Source organism: Amycolatopsis sp. NPDC048633 (genome assembly GCF_040650695.1).
Lineage (GTDB): Bacteria > Actinomycetota > Actinomycetes > Mycobacteriales > Pseudonocardiaceae > Amycolatopsis.
This window is the reverse complement of the sequence record NZ_JBEZHS010000035.1, coordinates 87,291-101,854: the sequence shown is the minus strand read 5'-3', so window position 1 is coordinate 101,854 and position 14,564 is coordinate 87,291. Positions and strand designations below refer to the sequence as shown.

General features: G+C 71.4%; 16 protein-coding genes and 1 riboswitch. Of the genes, 8 read left to right on the top strand and 8 right to left on the bottom strand.

Annotation, left to right across the window (positions count from 1 at the left end; translation table 11 throughout):
* Positions 1 to 409: 409 nt before the first annotated feature.
* Entirely contained in the window at positions 410 to 1,237 is an 828-nt protein-coding gene (locus AB0C38_RS40350) for an SGNH/GDSL hydrolase family protein (RefSeq protein ID WP_360683484.1), read from the bottom strand.
* A 266-nt stretch (positions 1,238 to 1,503) separates the two neighbouring features.
* Here AB0C38_RS40350 and AB0C38_RS40345 point away from each other — a divergent pair, with 266 nt between their 5' ends.
* Positions 1,504 to 2,166: a DUF3159 domain-containing protein gene (locus AB0C38_RS40345; RefSeq protein WP_360683481.1), complete on the top strand. Its 663-nt coding sequence runs from the start codon at positions 1,504 to 1,506 to the stop codon at positions 2,164 to 2,166.
* Between the two features lie 109 nt (positions 2,167 to 2,275).
* On the opposite strand, the gene AB0C38_RS40340 is transcribed toward AB0C38_RS40345, so the two are convergent.
* Together AB0C38_RS40340 and AB0C38_RS40335 are read right to left on the bottom strand one after the other, a co-directional pair.
* The gene (locus tag AB0C38_RS40340) at positions 2,276 to 3,232 is read right to left on the bottom strand and encodes a BadF/BadG/BcrA/BcrD ATPase family protein (RefSeq protein ID WP_360683472.1); all 957 of its coding nucleotides are present in this window, start codon (positions 3,230 to 3,232) and stop codon (positions 2,276 to 2,278) included.
* Positions 3,229 to 4,275, bottom strand: a complete 1,047-nt coding sequence (locus AB0C38_RS40335; protein ID WP_360683469.1) for an SIS domain-containing protein — start codon at positions 4,273 to 4,275, stop codon at positions 3,229 to 3,231. Before AB0C38_RS40335 ends, AB0C38_RS40340 begins: the two co-directional genes overlap by 4 nt.
* 148 nt (positions 4,276 to 4,423) lie before the next feature.
* On the opposite strand from AB0C38_RS40335, the gene AB0C38_RS40330 reads away from it, so the two are divergent.
* Together AB0C38_RS40330 and AB0C38_RS40325 are read left to right on the top strand one after the other, a co-directional pair.
* The gene (locus tag AB0C38_RS40330; RefSeq protein ID WP_360683466.1) at positions 4,424 to 5,179 is read left to right on the top strand and encodes a GntR family transcriptional regulator; all 756 of its coding nucleotides are present in this window, start codon (positions 4,424 to 4,426) and stop codon (positions 5,177 to 5,179) included.
* A gap of 40 nt (positions 5,180 to 5,219) precedes the next feature.
* Positions 5,220 to 6,743, top strand: a complete 1,524-nt coding sequence (locus tag AB0C38_RS40325; protein ID WP_360683463.1) for an MFS transporter — start codon at positions 5,220 to 5,222, stop codon at positions 6,741 to 6,743.
* A gap of 62 nt (positions 6,744 to 6,805) precedes the next feature.
* Here AB0C38_RS40325 and AB0C38_RS40320 read toward each other — a convergent pair whose 3' ends face one another.
* Positions 6,806 to 7,756, bottom strand: a complete 951-nt coding sequence (locus AB0C38_RS40320) for a threonine/serine dehydratase (RefSeq protein ID WP_360683460.1) — start codon at positions 7,754 to 7,756, stop codon at positions 6,806 to 6,808.
* A gap of 146 nt (positions 7,757 to 7,902) precedes the next feature.
* On the opposite strand from AB0C38_RS40320, the gene AB0C38_RS40315 reads away from it, so the two are divergent.
* Positions 7,903 to 8,640: a hypothetical protein gene (locus tag AB0C38_RS40315; protein WP_360683457.1), complete on the top strand. Its 738-nt coding sequence runs from the start codon at positions 7,903 to 7,905 to the stop codon at positions 8,638 to 8,640.
* A 124-nt stretch (positions 8,641 to 8,764) separates the two neighbouring features.
* On the opposite strand, the gene thiE is transcribed toward AB0C38_RS40315, so the two are convergent.
* The gene (thiE, locus tag AB0C38_RS40310; RefSeq protein ID WP_360683454.1) at positions 8,765 to 9,424 is read right to left on the bottom strand and encodes a thiamine phosphate synthase; all 660 of its coding nucleotides are present in this window, start codon (positions 9,422 to 9,424) and stop codon (positions 8,765 to 8,767) included.
* A 132-nt stretch (positions 9,425 to 9,556) separates the two neighbouring features.
* A riboswitch (TPP riboswitch) is annotated at positions 9,557 to 9,662 on the top strand.
* On the opposite strand from thiE, the gene thiO reads away from it, so the two are divergent.
* The 4 genes from thiO (at position 9,657) to AB0C38_RS40290 (ending at position 12,222) form a co-directional block, all read left to right on the top strand.
* Positions 9,657 to 10,733: a glycine oxidase ThiO gene (gene thiO / locus AB0C38_RS40305; RefSeq protein ID WP_360683451.1), complete on the top strand. Its 1,077-nt coding sequence runs from the start codon at positions 9,657 to 9,659 to the stop codon at positions 10,731 to 10,733. (Overlaps the previous riboswitch by 6 nt.)
* Positions 10,733 to 10,933, top strand: coding sequence for a sulfur carrier protein ThiS (gene thiS, locus AB0C38_RS40300; RefSeq protein WP_360683448.1), 201 nt, complete (start codon positions 10,733 to 10,735; stop codon positions 10,931 to 10,933). Before thiO ends, thiS begins: the two co-directional genes overlap by 1 nt.
* A gap of 1 nt (position 10,934) precedes the next feature.
* Positions 10,935 to 11,693 carry a thiazole synthase gene (locus tag AB0C38_RS40295; protein ID WP_360683445.1) on the top strand — a complete coding sequence of 253 codons (759 nt, stop codon included), beginning with the start codon at positions 10,935 to 10,937 and terminating at the stop codon, positions 11,691 to 11,693.
* Between the two features lie 97 nt (positions 11,694 to 11,790).
* Complete coding sequence (locus AB0C38_RS40290) at positions 11,791 to 12,222, top strand: MarR family transcriptional regulator (protein ID WP_360683442.1); 432 nt, start codon at positions 11,791 to 11,793, stop codon at positions 12,220 to 12,222.
* Here the strand turns inward: AB0C38_RS40290 and AB0C38_RS40285 are convergent.
* Genes AB0C38_RS40285 through thiD form a run of 3 tightly spaced genes read right to left on the bottom strand, consistent with a single transcriptional unit; the run spans position 12,219 to position 14,458 of the window.
* Complete coding sequence (locus AB0C38_RS40285; protein ID WP_360683439.1) at positions 12,219 to 12,767, bottom strand: hypothetical protein; 549 nt, start codon at positions 12,765 to 12,767, stop codon at positions 12,219 to 12,221. The two genes, AB0C38_RS40290 and AB0C38_RS40285, sit on opposite strands and share 4 nt — an antisense overlap.
* On the bottom strand, positions 12,768 to 13,571 hold the full coding sequence (locus AB0C38_RS40280) for an ion transporter (RefSeq protein WP_360683436.1): 804 nt from the start codon (positions 13,569 to 13,571) through the stop codon (positions 12,768 to 12,770). It lies immediately after the preceding gene.
* Positions 13,572 to 13,630: 59 nt separating this feature from the next.
* Positions 13,631 to 14,458 carry a bifunctional hydroxymethylpyrimidine kinase/phosphomethylpyrimidine kinase gene (thiD, locus tag AB0C38_RS40275; RefSeq protein ID WP_360683433.1) on the bottom strand — a complete coding sequence of 276 codons (828 nt, stop codon included), beginning with the start codon at positions 14,456 to 14,458 and terminating at the stop codon, positions 13,631 to 13,633.
* Positions 14,459 to 14,564 lie beyond the last annotated feature (106 nt).

Here is a 14,564-nt window from a genome sequence, read left to right as displayed (position 1 = left end):
AGCGAGCGGGGCGGCGGCAGTCCGGACGTCATGAACGACCCTTTCACCTCGTCAGACGAGGTGAAAGGGTCGTTCATGACCGCTGCCGCGGAGCGAGTCCCCACCCGCTCGCCGGCGAACTGAACGTCGCGAATGACTCATTCGGGGCGCCGGAGGTCCCCAATGACTCATTCGCGACACCGAACTCCGGCCGAGCGCGCCAGGGACCCTGCCTCGGAGCGGCGGGGGATGCCTGTGGGGCCCGGGGGCGGCTTGCCGCGTTCGGGATCGTCGAGGAATCCGGCGAGCCGGACGTCCGCGCCACCGGCCGACGCTGAGTCCCGGGCGGGCTCCGAAAGCCGTGAAGGCCACCTTGCGGGACTTCAATTCCCTCAAGGTGGCCTTCACGACCAGCGGACCGCAGTGGACCTCAGCTGGCCTGCTGCCGAGCCTGAGCGTTGTCCGGCACTTCGAGCGCGTCCAGCACCTCGAGCGGAACGAACGGAGCGAGCTGAGGCCGCTTCGGCGACAACCCGTCCCCCATGGACTCGCCCCGCAGCTGGCGCCGGATCCAGGGCAGCAAGTGCACCTTCGTCCACGTCAAGTCCGACCGCCGCGAGTCGATCCAGCGGCTCGGGACCGCTTCCGGCGCCCATGGCTCGCGCCAGTCGTCCTTCAGCGGGACTCCCAGGACCTCGGCCGACTTCATCGCGATCCGCCGGTGGGCGTCGGGCGAGAAGTGCAGCCGGTCGTCGCTCCAGGCGCGCCGGTCGTGCAGGGGGCCCATCGCCCACAGGTCCACCATGCGGGCGCCGTGGCGCTCCGCGATCGCCCACAGGTGGGTGTTGTAGATCCCCACCTTGCCGCGCAGGACCGACATCACCGACAGGACCTTCGTGTCCGGGCCGTTGAAGATCAGCACCGGGATCCCCGCCTCGCGCAGCTTCGCGACGCCCTCTTCGAAGCGCTCCGCCACCGCGTCCACGTCCGCCCCCGGGACGATGATGTCGTTGCCGCCCGCGCACAGCGTGACCAGGTCGGGCTTCAGCTCCAGGGCGATCGGGAGCTGTTCGTCCATGATTTCGTCGAGCATCTTGCCCCGCAGGGCCAGGTTCGCGTACTGGAAGCCGGGTCGCCCGGCCGCCAGGATCTCGGCGAGCCGGTCGGCCCAGCCGCGGAACGAGCCGTCCGGCAGCCCGTCGTTGAGCCCCTCGGTGAAGCTGTCCCCGATCGCCACATAGCTGTCGAATCCGTACACGCTGGGTCCCCTTCCCGTCCTGCGACCGACCCCCGACATGTAGTTGTACACCTCAACTAACCATCGGGGCCCCACCCCCGCTGCCACCTCGAGCGTTCAGCCGGCGGTAACAGTGTCTTATCTTGTCGGCCTTCTCCGCCTCTCTATTACGTAGTCTTCACCTTCCGCATGCCGTGAGACAGCACACTCGAAGGCAATCACCAGACTCTTGTGGCGTAAATCTCCCTGCTTGGGGCCTTCCCGGCCCCATCCGGCACGCTGGACACGTGTCCGCAGAACCCCGTGAGTCACTCGCGCAGATCCTCGGTGGCCGCCGGGGCGCGCTCGACGCCAGCATCCCGCCCGCCGGCTTCGTCGTCGGCTGGCTCGCGGCCGGGCAGTCCATCGCCTGGGGCGCCGGCGCCGCCATCGCGGTCGCCGTGGCCCTCGGGGTCTACCGGATCGTCCGCGGCGGGAAGATCCGCGCGCTGGTTGTCAGCCTGGCCGGCGTCGTCGCGGCCGCGCTGATCGCCCTGCACACCGGCCGCGCCCAGGACTTCTTCCTGCTGCAGCTGATGTCCAATGTGGCCAGCGCGCTGCTCTGGGCGGCCAGCATCGTGATCCGCTGGCCACTGCTCGGCGTCGTCGTCGGCCTGTTGCTGGGCCAGAAAACGCGCTGGCGCCGCGACCCCGTGCTGCTCAAGGCGTACTCGCGCGCCAGCTGGGTGTGGGTGTTCGGCCAGTACGTGCTGCGCGTGGTCGTGTACGGCCTGCTGTGGTGGTCCGGCCAGGTGATCGCACTCGGCGTGGCCCGCACGGTGCTGTCGTGGCCGCTGGTGGCGCTGACCGTCGCGGTGAGCGGCTGGGTGCTCTACCGGGCGTTGCCGCCGGAGCATCCGGGCCTGCGCCTGGCTCCCGAACCCCGCCCGGACGACGTACCCGGGACATAAGGCGGCCCCCGGCGAGGGGGGAGGGTCCGGGGGCCAGTGACTACGTTACCCGGACTACCGGGGTTCAGTCGACGTTTTGGCGTCTTCGCGTCGCGTTTTACTCAATTTTTTAGGGAAATACTGGTCTAACCACCCCTTCGCCGAAGGCGTCCACAGCCGCGAGCCAGGCCGCCCCGAGCACCCCATCGGAGCTGGTCAGCACCTCGAGCCCGGCCAGCCCGCGGCGCACGAGCGTGCCGACGGGGCTGGTTCCGGTGAGAACCGAACCCACGAGCACGACCGGGGTCGACTCGCCGGGTTCGCGCGCGGCGAGGGCGTTCGCGACCAGAAGTTCCGCCGCACGGGTGACGATTTCGCGTGCGCCGGGCTCGCCCGCGTCGTGCGCCGCGCTCACCAAAGGGGCGAACCGGGCGAGCCGGACCGGCGCCTCGGCGTTGGCGGTCGTGATCAACGCGCGCGACGCGGTGAGCCGCTCCGCGTCCGTCCGGACGTCCAAACCGGACGGTCCGAGCGCGGCGCCGAGCACCGCCGACGGCAACCCGTCGAGGGGCAGGCCGCGCCCGAGAGCCTCCAAAGTGGATCGGACGGCTTCGCGGCCGAGCCAGAACGCGGACCCTTCGTCGCCGAGCAGCCAGCCGTAGCCGCCCGCGGTGCCGGCCAGCCGGCGCTTGCGGATCCGGCCCGCGATGGAACCGGTGCCGGCGACGAGCACGGTCCCGTCCGGCGCCGACGTCGCGGACGCGTACGCCACTTCGGCATCGGCCACCACCCGCACGCCGGTGAGCCCGATCCGCGCCCACGCCGCGTCGAACACCGCCGCCACGCGCACGTCGCTGAGCTTGCTGACCCCGGCCATGCCGACGACGCACGCGCGCACGTCGCCCGGATCGTGCGTGCCGAGTGCTTCGGTGATCGCGTCCGCGATCCGGCCCGCGGCGACCTCGGGCTCGTGCGCGTTCGGGTTGGCGCCGCCGCCGCGCCCGGTGCCGAGCACGACGCCGGCGGCGTCGACCAGTGCGGCCCTGGTCGACGTACCGCCGGCGTCGACGCCGATCGCGAAGGTCACCGGGTCTTGGTCACCTTGAGCAGGCCACGCGGGCTGTCCGGGTCGCCGCCGCGGGCGAGCGACAGGCCGAGCGCGATCCGCTGGATGGGCAGGATCTCCAGGATCGGCGCCAGCTCTTCGGCCGTCGGGGCGACGTCGATGCGCAGCGCCGCCGGCACCTCCGAGGCGGCCGAACCGACCGCGAGGACGTCCGCGCCGCGCTTGCCGACGGCCTCGAGGACCTCGTGCATCGCGCGGCCGCCGTGGCCGGCGCTGGTCACCGCGAGCACCGCGGTCTCGCCGTCCACCGCCGCGACCGGGCCGTGCAGCAGGTCCGCGCCGCTGTACGCGCGGGCGGCCAGGTAGCTGGTCTCGGCGAGCTTGAGCGAGCCCTCGAGCGCGGTGGCGTAGGAGTAGCCGCGGCCGGTGGTGAGGACGCGGTCCACGAAGCGGTACCGGTCGACCGCGCGCTGGACGCCCTCGGCGGCACCGTCGAGGGTCTGCTGCGCCAGCTCGCCGATCTTCTCGGCGTCGGCCGCCTTGCCGCCGCGCACCGCGTCGATCAGGAGGTAGAGCGCCATCAGCGTCGCCGAGTACGTCTTGGTCGCGGCGACGGCCTTCTCGACGCCGGCGCCGATGTCGACGCCCAGTTCGGACGCTTCCCGCAGCGGCGAGTCCGGCGTGTTGGTGACGGACACCGTCAGCGCGCCCTGGCGGCGTGCCGTTTCGGTGACCTCGATCAGGTCGGGCGAGCCGCCGCTCTGGCTGACCGTGACGAACAGCACGTCCCGCAGATCGGGCCGCGCGCCGTACAGCGTCGCCGTGGACGGGGAGACAAGACCAGCCGGAAGGCCGAGCATTACCTCGATCAGGTACTTCGCGTACAACGCTGCGTGGTCACTCGATCCACGCGCGGCGAGCAAAGCGAAGCGCGGGGGCCGTTGTGAGATCTTTTCCGCCACCCCGGCGATTTCCGCCTGACGCTCGACCAGTCCGGCCAGGACGTCCGGTTGCTGGGCGATCTCCGCGGCCATGTGCTCGCCGGGCCGTTGTTCGGTCATCATTTTCCTCTCCACCTCCGGCATTATGTACCGGACTCAGGCGGCGTCGGTCAGGTCTAGACCAATGTTAGTGGGGCGGCGGGTTTGGGGAAAAGGGTACGTTTCTTACGGGGACGTGGCGCGCAATGAGGGAAGACATAGGGAGTCGGGCATGTTGGAGACCACCACCACGGGCGAGGCGGGCGCCGTCGCCGGGCTGCGCGGGCAGCGCGAGCCCAAGTATTGGGCGCTGAAACAGCACCTCCTCGACCTCTTGGACGTGCTGCCACCGGGGTCGCCGATCCCGACCGAACGCGCGCTCGCCGGGGAGTTCACGGTCTCCCGCACCACGGTGCGCCAGGCGCTGGCCGACCTCACCGCCGAGGGCCGCCTGCACCGTGTGCAGGGCAAAGGCACCTTCGCGGCCGAGCCGAAGCTCGCGCAGCGGCTGCAGTTGTCGTCCTACACCGAGGACATGCGGCGGCAGGGGCTGAAGCCGTCTTCGAAGCTGCTGGAGCTCGAAGAGCTTCCCGCCGAGGGCGATCTCGCGAAACTGCTCGGAATCCGTACTGGTGCGAAAATTCTTCGCCTTCGACGGCTTCGACTCGCGGACTCGCAGCCGATGGCGCTGGAGACTTCGCACCTGCCGGCCGGCCGATTCCGCGGGCTGCGCAAGCACGTCTCGGCGGGCGGTTCGTTGTACGCCGTTCTACGCGAGTACTACGGAGTGGAACTGGAACGCGCCGAAGAGTCGATCGAGACGTCGCTCGCCGGCCCGGAAGAGGCGGAGATGCTCGGCGCCGACGTCGGCATGCCGGTGCTCCGGCTGACCCGGCACTCGTTCGCCACCGACGGCAAGCCGGTCGAGTACGCCCGCTCGGTCTACCGCGGCGACCGGTACAAGTTCGTCACGACGCTGCTGCCGTAGCCCGGTTGACGCGGATCTCCGCTGACGGTGGAGTAAGCACGTGACTGCCACCGAAGACACCGGGATCCGATGGGGGACGCACGCCGCCCGCGGCGTGCTCGCCACCACCATCCTCGGATCGGGCATGGCGATGCTCGACGGCACCATCGTCAACGTCGCCCTGCCCCGCATCGGCGCCGAGCTGAACGCCTCCGTCGCCGGGCTCCAGTGGATCCTCGACGGATACCTGCTGGCGCTCGCCGCGCTCATCCTGGTCGCCGGCTCGCTCGGCGACCGGTACGGCCGGCGCCGCATGTACCTCATCGGCGTCGTCTGGTTCGGCATCGCCTCCGGGCTGTGCGCCGCCGCCGTGTCCACCGAGATGCTGGTCGCGATGCGGATCCTGCAGGGCATCGGCGGCGCGCTGCTGACGCCGGGGTCGCTCGCGATCCTCCAGTCGTCCTTCGCGCACGACGCCCGCGCCCGCGCGATCGGCGCCTGGTCCGGGCTCGGCGGCATCGCGGCGGCCGCCGGGCCGCTGCTCGGCGGCTTCCTCGTCCAGGTCTGGTCGTGGCGGCTCGCGTTCCTCATCAACGTCCCGATCGCGGTCGCGGTCGTGCTGATGGCCCGGAAGTTCGTCCCCGAGTCGCGCGACCCCGAGGCGACCGGGCACCCGGACTTCGGCGCCGCCGCGCTCGGCGCGCTCGGCCTCGCCGGGGTCACCGGCGCGCTGGTGGAGGCACCGGCCCGCGGCATCGGCGACCCGATCGTGCTGGTCGCGGGCCTGCTGGGGATCGCGGGACTGGCCGCGTTCGTCGCCGTCCAGCACCGCTCGCGCGAGCCGCTGGTACCGCCGATGCTGTTCCGCGACCGGACGTTCACCCTGGCCAACGCGCTGACCTTCGCCATGTACGCGGCGCTCGGCGGCGTGATGATGCTGCTGGTCATGCAGCTGCAAGTGTCGCTGCACTACTCGCCGACGGCGTCCGGGCTGGCCGGGCTGCCGCTGACGGTGATCATGCTCTTGCTTTCGGGCCGCTCCGGCGCGCTCGCCCAGCGCATCGGCCCGCGTGCGCAGCTGGTGGTGGGCCCGATCGTCGTCGGCATCGGGATGCTGCTGATGCTGCGCATCGCGCCCGGCGCGTCCTACCTCGGCACGGTGCTGCCCGCGGTCGTCGTGTTCGGGCTCGGCCTGGCGACGGTCGTGGCCCCGGTGACCGCGACGGTGCTCGCCGCGGCCCCGGACCGCTACGCCGGCGTCGCGTCCGGCGTCAACAACGCGATCGCCCGGTCCGGCGGTCTCCTGGCGGTGGCGGTGCTGCCCGCGGCGGCCGGCCTGACCGGCGAGGCGTACGCCGACCCGGTGGCGCTCACCGCGGGCTGGCGGACGGCGCTGATCATCTGCGCCGCGCTGGCGATCGCCGGCGGGCTGATCGCGCTGGGCATCCACAACGGCGTCCTCGCGCCACCGACTCCGCCGCCCCCTGCCGCCGACGAGTCCCCGCACCTGGGCGAGTGCTACCACTGCGGCGTCGAGGGCCCGCCGACGCACGTCCGCGGCGGCGCCCCGGTCGCCGGCTCGTAAGCGCCCCAATGTGGCGTTCGGTGCGTTGGACGCAACCAACGCCACATTGGGGCGCTTGAGTCCTAACCCGCGAGGATCTCGGCGAACAGTGCCGGGTCGGCGTTGCCGCCCGAGACGATCGAGACCGTGCGGCCGGCCGGGAGCTCGTCCGCGTGGAACAGGTACGCCGCCGTCGCCACCGCGCCGCTGGGCTCGGCGACCAGCCGGGCCTTCCGGGCGAGCGTGCGCATGGCCTCGCGGATCTCGTCCTCGGTGACCGTGACCATCGCGTCGACGACCTCCTTCAGGTGCGCGAAGGTCAGCTCGGACGGCTGCGCGCGCAGGCCGTCGGCGATCGTCCGGGCGCGGTCGGCCTGGGGCCAGTCGACCTGGCGGCCCAGGCGCAGGCCCTCGGTCGTGTCGCCGGCCAGCGCCGGCTCGACGCCGATGACCTTCGCGCGCGGCGCGCGGGCCCTGATCGCGGTGCCGACGCCGGAGGCCAGCCCGCCGCCGCTCACCGGCACCAGCACGACCTCGACGTCGGGGAGGTCCTCGGCGATCTCGAGGCCCGCGGTGCCCTGCCCGGCGATGATGGCCGCGTCGTCGTAGGGCGGGACGAGGGTCAGCCCGCGTTCGGCGGCCAGTTCGTGCGCTTTCCCCTCGTGTTCGCCGATCGGCACCTCGATCACCTCGGCGCCGTACGCGCGGGTGGCCTCGACCTTGATCCGCGGCGCGACGTCCGGCACGACGATCACCGCGGGCACGCCGTACTGCTGCGCGGCGTAGGCGACGGCCTGCGCGTGGTTGCCGCTCGAGTAGGCGATGACGCCGCGGGAGCGCCGCTGCTCGTCGAGGGCGCCGATCGCGTTGAACGCGCCGCGCACCTTGAACGCGCCGACCGGTTGCAGGCTTTCGGGTTTGAGCCACAGGGTTCCGCGGGGATCCCACGTCTGGAGCAGCAGGGGCGTATGCACGGCGACACCTCGGACGCGCTTCGCCGCGGCCTCGATGTCAGAGATCGTCACCAGTTCCATGTGCTGATTATGTCAAGAAAATGTTCGCCCGATACTGTCTATTGTGGACAGTCAGAGTGGTCCTTCTCACGTCGGGGCAACGGGGGGAGTTCCTCGCGCGCCTTAGACGTTGGACAGGGGAGAAGACTTACTACCGGATCGGGATCATGAGCAAGGAGAACGCAGCGGCTTCCGAAGCGAAGGAAGAAAAGTCAGGTCTGCGCATCGCGCAGGTGATGGCGGCGGCGCTCGCGGCGGTGACGGCGGCGCTGCTGGGGTCGACGCTCGGCGTAGCCGGCACCGTGGTCGGCGCGGGCGTGGCGAGCGTGATCACGACGGTCGGCGGCGAGCTCTACCTGCGCTCGCTGCAGCGCACGCGCGCGGCGGCGGCGAAGGCGCGGCAGCTGGCGACGTCCGGCATCCGCCGGCGTGGCGGCCCCGGCGTCGGCGCGGAGGTGGCGCTGGCCGAGCAGCCGACGGTCCAGCTGCCCCGGCCCGAGGACGGCCCGCCCGAGGAGGAACCGTCGCGGCTGCGGAAGTTGCGCTGGCCGTTGATCATCGGCACGAGCGTGGCGGCGTTCGCGGTGGCGATCCTGGCGATAGTGGGCTTCGAGTCGGCGACGGGCACCCAGATCGGCGGCGGCACGGGTTCGGGCATCGGCAAGATCTTCGGCGGCGGCGGTCACCCCGACACGACGCCCTCGACGACACCGTCCACCAGCACGAACGACACCCAGGACTCGCCGACGCCGACCCCGTCGACGACCGAGACCACAACCCCGCCGACGACCTCGGCGGACTCGCCGACCACGACCCCGACCACACCGAGCACGACGGCCCAGCCGCCGTCGACCTCGGCGGCCCCGCCCACCAGCCAGGGCGCGGCTTCGACTCCCACGCCCTAGCAGCCACTTGTCCACAGGCGAACGGCTCCGCGCGAAGTTGTCCACAACTTTGCGCGGAGCCGTTTTTGCAGGCCAGGGACCGATAGACTGGACAGGGGACGCCCCCCAGGGAGGGCGGGGGCTGTCAGGCCAGGCGGGCGCGCAGTTCGCGGGCCGCGGACTCGGGGTCCTCGGCCTCGGTGATCGCCCGGACCACCACGATCCGCGACGCTCCCGCCGTCAGGACCTCCGGGAGCCGGTCGCCGTCGATGCCGCCGATCGCGAACCACGGCCGCTCCGGTGCGGCCGAAGCCGTCGAACGCACCAGGTCCAAACCAGGTGCCGAGCGCCCGGGCTTCGTCGGCGTCGGCCAGCAGGGGCCCGTGCAGAAGTAGTCCACTCCTGGCTCTGACGAAGCCGCGAGGGCCTGGTCAAGGGAGTGTGTCGAGCGGCCGATCACCACGTCGTCACCCAGGATTCGGCGGGCCAGCGGTACCGGGATGTCGTCCTGGCCCAGGTGGAGCACGTCCGCGCCGACCGCCAGTGCCACGTCCGCCCGGTCGTTCACCGACAGCAGCGCCCCGTGCCGGGCGCACGCCTCGGCCAGCACCTCCAGCGCCGCGATCTCTCCCGCGGCTTCCAAGGCGCCGGTCTTGTCGCGCAGCTGGATGATGTCGACGCCGCCGGCCAGCGCCGCGTCGGCGAACGAAGCCAGGTCGCCGCGGGCCGTGCGGGCGTCCGTGCACAGGTACAGGCGCGCGCTGTCGAGGCGGGCGCGGATCTTGTCACCGGAGAGGGCGAGCATAGCGGCGACCGTACCTGGCAAGTTGACAATCCGACCAAAGCAGGCCGGCCGTCGAGCGGTACATGCCGTTGTCGCGAAAGCCATCCGGCCGTGACTGCGGTTGGATTATCAACGAACGGCACAGTAGGGTGGACTTGTCCGCACGGGAGCCCGAGGCACGGGCTGAGAGGGAGCTGCCGCTCCGACCGTGGAACCTGATCCGGGTCATGCCGGCGCAGGGAGCGTGATTCCCATGACGAACACCTTGGCCGTCGTCGGCGGCGGCGTGATCGGCCTGTCCGCGGCGTGGCGCGCCGCGCGAACCGGCCGGGACGTCACCCTCTACGACCCCGAACCCGTCCGCGGCGGCGCGTCCTGGCTGGCCGGCGGCATGCTCGCCCCGGTCACCGAAGCCTGGCCGGGCGAGGAGGACGTCCTCAGCCTCGGCGAAGAGTCCTTACGCCGCTGGCCCGGCTTCGCGAGCGACCTCGCCCAGGAAGGCGTCGACCCGGGCCTGGCGGAACACGGGACCCTCGTCGTCGCGTTCGACAGCGCCGACGCCGGCCACCTCGACATCCTCGCCGGTCACCTGCACTCGATCGGCCGCGCGGCCGAACGGCTCACCGGCCGCGAGGTCAAGCGGCTCGAACCCGGCACCGGGTCCGTCCGAAGTGGACTCCACGTGCCTGGCGACCTGGCCGTGGACAACCGGAAACTGCTCAACGCGCTGTACGCGGCCTGTCAGGAACGAGACGTCCGGTTCGTCCGCGAGCGCGTCGAACGCATCCCGGACGCCGACGCCGTCGTGCTCGCCGCGGGCGCCTGGACCGGGCGGCTGCACCCGCAGCTCGCCGACGCCGTCCGCCCGCTCAAAGGCGAAATCCTCCGCCTCAAGCCCCGCCGCGGCTGCCTGCCGCCACCGACGCGCACCGTCCGGGCCGTCGTCGAGGGCCGCCCGATCTACCTCGTCCCCCGCGGCGACCAGGAGCTCGTGCTCGGCGCGACGCAGTACGAAGCAGGTTTCGACCGGGCCGTCACCGCGCGCGGCGTCCGCGAGCTGATCGAGGGCGCCGAACGCGTCTTCCCCGCGATCACCGAGTACGAGCTCGTCGAGACCGCCGCGGGCCTGCGGGCCGGCAGCCGGGACGTGCTGCCCTACATCGGCGTCCTGGACGACGGCGTCTTCGCCGCCACCGGGCACCACCGCAACGGCCTGCTGATGGCCCCCGTGACCGCGGACGCCGTGGTCGCCTGGCTCGAGGGGGAGAAGCCGCCCGAAGGCGTCGAAGCGGCTTCGCCCGCCCGCCTGCACCAGAAGGAGCACGTGTGATGGAGATCAAGCTCAACGGGAAGTGGACGGAGTTCCCGGACGGCGCGACCGTCGCCGACGTCCTCGAGGCGTCCGGCGGGCCGCGGCCCGGCATCGCCGTCGCGGTCGACGGCGTCGTCGTCCGCCGGAGCGACTGGACGGCCACCGCCGTGCCCAAGGGCGCGGGCGTCGACGTGCTCACCGCGGTCCAGGGAGGCTGAAATGGACGAAGAACCGCTGGTCATCGGCACCTCCAAGCTGACGTCACGGCTGATCATCGGCACCGGCGGCGCGGCGAACCTGGCCGTGCTCGAACGTGCGCTGGTCGCGTCCGGCACCGAGCTGACGACCGTCGCCATGCGCCGCGCCGACGCCGAAGGCGGCTCCGGTGTCCTCGAGCTCCTGAAAAGGCTCGGCATCGAGCTGCTGCCGAACACCGCGGGCTGCCGCACGGCCGCCGAAGCCGTGCTCACCGCGCAGCTGGCGCGCGAGGCGCTCGGTACCGATCTGGTCAAGCTCGAGGTGCACGCCGACGACCGGACACTGCTCCCGGACCCCTTCGAAACCCTCGACGCGGCCGAGCGGCTGGCCGCCGACGGGTTCACCGTGTTCGCCTACACGAACGACGACCCGGTGCTCGCGCTGCGCCTGGAGGAGGCCGGCTGCGCCGCCGTGATGCCGCTGGGCGCGCCGATCGGCACCGGCCTCGGTATCCGGAATCCGCACAACATCGAGCTGATCGTCTCGCGGGCGGGCGTCCCGGTGATCCTGGACGCCGGAATCGGTACCGCGTCGGACGCGACGCTGGCGATGGAGCTCGGCTGCGACGCCGTCCTGCTGTCCACCGCCGTCACCCGGGCGACGGACCCCGAGCGGATGGCCGCGGCGATGCGTTCGGCCGTCGTCGCCGGCCACCTGGCCCGCAGCGCGGGGCGCGTGCCGCAGCGGTTCTGGGCCCAGGCGTCGAGTCCACCCCGGTGAACCGGGGTGGCTTAACGCCGAACGTGCACGGCGAACCCGTAAGGTTGACGGCACTTTCCGGCGCACCCGCGCACGCGTGAGGCAGAAGGAGCCAGCCGTGACGAGCACATCGGTCCAGGACGTCTCGGGCAGGTTGTACCTCGCCGTCGGCAGGCTGTCCCGGTCACTGCGGCAGGCCGGCGTACCGGGCCCTGGCCACGGCGCCATCTCGGCCCTCGCGACGCTGGTGATCTCCGGCCAGCTGCGCCTCGGCGATCTCGCCGCGAAGGAGGGCGTCGCCGCGGCGACCATGTCGCGGATCATCGCGTCCCTGGTCGAGGCGGGGTACGTCAGCCGCGAGTCCGACCCGGTCGACCGCCGGGCCTGGCTGGCGAAGGCGACCGAAGAGGGCGAGCGGCTGGTGTCCGGCGTCCGGTCGACGCGGGTGCAGGAGCTGAACCGGCGTCTCGACCGCCTGTCGCCCGAGCACCGCGAAGCCCTGACGGCGGCGCTCCCGGCCATGGAGGCGCTGATCGCGGACGAGGGTTAGTCCTCGGGCGGCAAGTCCCATTCGGTCAGCAGGCGATCGGCGTCACGGCGTCCGCGGGCCCGCCTGACCAGCCACAACGCGACGAAGACGACGAGCGCCGCCACCACCAGACCGGCGGCGGACAGGCCCACGACGGTCCACGCCGCGTCGGCCGGGTCGTTCTTGGTGATGGTCTCGCTCTGTGCAGTGTCCGGGTGGGTGGGAATTCCGCCCGCGCCGGAAATCGTGTCGCCTGGTTCGAGGAGCTTCGTGTCGTCGACGAAGTCCGCCAAGTTCGGGTATCCGGCGCCGTCGGGTGCCACCAGCAGGCAGTCGCGCGTTCCGGGTTTGCAGGCGATGGCCAGGTCGACGAAGCTGACCTCGCCGTTCTTCGCCTCCTTCCTCAGCACGTTGATGTGGGAAACGGCGGCATCCTTGCCGGCGAAGCCCTCGACGGTGCTGATGATCGCGGCGGCCGAGACGCGGCCCGTCGACGCCGGTTCCTGCGTGCAGCCGACGAGGACGACGGCCAGGAGCGCGAGGACGACAGCGGGTCGCAAGGACATCTAAGCCGCCTTCTGCCGCAGCTCGGCGAGCTCCGCGCGCAGGGCGCGTAGCTCGTCGAGGATCTCCTGGTTCGCGGCGGCCTGGGTTTCGGCCTGCTTCGCCTCTTCCTCGCGGATGTCCTGGCGCAGCTCGTCCTCCATGCCGCTGACCACGACGGCGATGAAGAGGTTCAGCACCGCGAAGCTCGACACCAGGATGTACACGACGAAGAAGATCCAGGCCATCGGCGCCTGGATCATGATCTCCTTCGCGATGTCCGGCCACGCTTCGCCGGTCATCACCTGGAACAGCGTGAACAGCGACGTCCCGAGGTCACCGAAGTTCTCCGGGGAGATGACGCCGAACAGCTTGGTCGCCATCACGCCGGCGACGAAGATGATCAGCCCGAGCAGGGCGGCGATCGACGCCATGCCGGGGATCGCCGCGAGCAGTCCCGAGACGACCTTGCGCATCGACGGCACGACCGAAATCAGCCGCAGGACGCGCAGCACGCGCAACGACCGCAGGACGGCGAACGGCCCGGTCGCCGGGATCACCGCGATGCCGACGACCAGCAGGTCGAAGACGTTCCAGTTGTCGCGGAAGAACGCGCCGCGGTAGGCGTAGAACTTCGCGAGCAGCTCGGTAACGAAGATGCCGAGCGCGACGTGGTCGAGGGTGTGCAGGAGCGTCCCGTAGCCGTCGATCAGCGACGTCGACGTCTCCATGCCGAGCGTGACCGCGTTGAACACGATCACCGCGATGATGAAGTTCTGGAAGCGGCGGTCCTCGAGGACCTTCGCCACCCGCTCGCGCCCGGTCAAGACCGCCCCCTGCTGGTTTCAAGGATGAGTAAACGCAGCGATGGTAACCGGGCGGGTACTCAGCGCTGTTCGGGTGCCAGCCGCCAGAAGGCCGAAACGGGTCCGACCTTGGCGCCCATCGGATAGGCGTGCTCCACGGCGTGGGAGACGAACCACTTGCCGTACCGCGCCGCTTCGACCACGGACATGCCCTTGGCCAGGCCCGCGGTGAGGGCCGACGCCATCGTGTCGCCCGCGCCGTGCGTGTGCGGGGTCGCGTAGCGCTGCCCGGGCAGCTCCACGAACGTCGAGCCGTCGAACAGCAGGTCCACGCACTCCGGGTCGGACTGCAGGTGGCCGCTCTTGACCAGGACGTACTTCGGGCCCATTCGTTGGAGCACCACGGCCGCGGTGTGCATGCCTTCGCGGTCTTTCACGGTCATGCCGGTGAGGAGGCGGACCTCGTCGAGGTTCGGGGTGAGCACCGTCGCGCGCGGCAGCAGCTCGTCGCGCAGGGCGTGCAGGCCGGCGTCGTCGAACAGCGGGTGGCCGTGCATCGACGCCGCGACCGGGTCGACGACGAACGGGATCTTCTCGTTGCGGCCGATCTGCGCCTTGTCGCACGCCGCCGCGACGGCGTTGATGATCTCCGCGGACGCCAGCATGCCCGTCTTGGCCGCGCCGACGCCCATGTCCGCCGCGACGGCCTCGATCTGCCCGGCCACGATGTGCGGGGGCAGGTCGGCGCGGTCGTGCACGCCCAGGGTGTTCTGGACGGTGACGGCGGTGACCGCGACCAGGCCGTGCACGCCGCACGTCAGGAAGGTGCGCAGGTCCGCCTGCAGCCCGGCGGCGCCGCCGGAGTCCGACCCGGCGATGGTCAACGCCGTCGGAGGGCTCGTCGTCATTCTTTTCCCGACTTCTGGTCTAGGCCAATCGGCCGCTTTTGCTTCATCAACAGTCCACCACGGTGGCACATTGTGTGGGCTACTCACCAGTTCTTGGGCGAAGGAG

Bases quoted from the DNA above. Each gene is read 5' to 3' on its own strand.
- thiD (WP_360683433.1), bottom strand. From the start codon at position 14,458: ATGACGACGAGCCCTCCGACGGCGTTGACCATCGCCGGGTCGGACTCC.
- thiO (WP_360683451.1), top strand. From the start codon at position 9,657: ATGACGAACACCTTGGCCGTCGTCGGCGGCGGCGTGATCGGCCTGTCC.
- AB0C38_RS40320 (WP_360683460.1), bottom strand. From the start codon at position 7,756: ATGGAACTGGTGACGATCTCTGACATCGAGGCCGCGGCGAAGCGCGTC.
- AB0C38_RS40315 (WP_360683457.1), top strand. From the start codon at position 7,903: ATGAGCAAGGAGAACGCAGCGGCTTCCGAAGCGAAGGAAGAAAAGTCA.
- AB0C38_RS40285 (WP_360683439.1), bottom strand. From the start codon at position 12,767: ATGTCCTTGCGACCCGCTGTCGTCCTCGCGCTCCTGGCCGTCGTCCTC.
- AB0C38_RS40330 (WP_360683466.1), top strand. From the start codon at position 4,424: ATGTTGGAGACCACCACCACGGGCGAGGCGGGCGCCGTCGCCGGGCTG.
- AB0C38_RS40335 (WP_360683469.1), bottom strand. From the start codon at position 4,275: ATGATGACCGAACAACGGCCCGGCGAGCACATGGCCGCGGAGATCGCC.
- thiE (WP_360683454.1), bottom strand. From the start codon at position 9,424: ATGCTCGCCCTCTCCGGTGACAAGATCCGCGCCCGCCTCGACAGCGCG.
- thiS (WP_360683448.1), top strand. From the start codon at position 10,733: ATGGAGATCAAGCTCAACGGGAAGTGGACGGAGTTCCCGGACGGCGCG.
- AB0C38_RS40295 (WP_360683445.1), top strand. From the start codon at position 10,935: ATGGACGAAGAACCGCTGGTCATCGGCACCTCCAAGCTGACGTCACGG.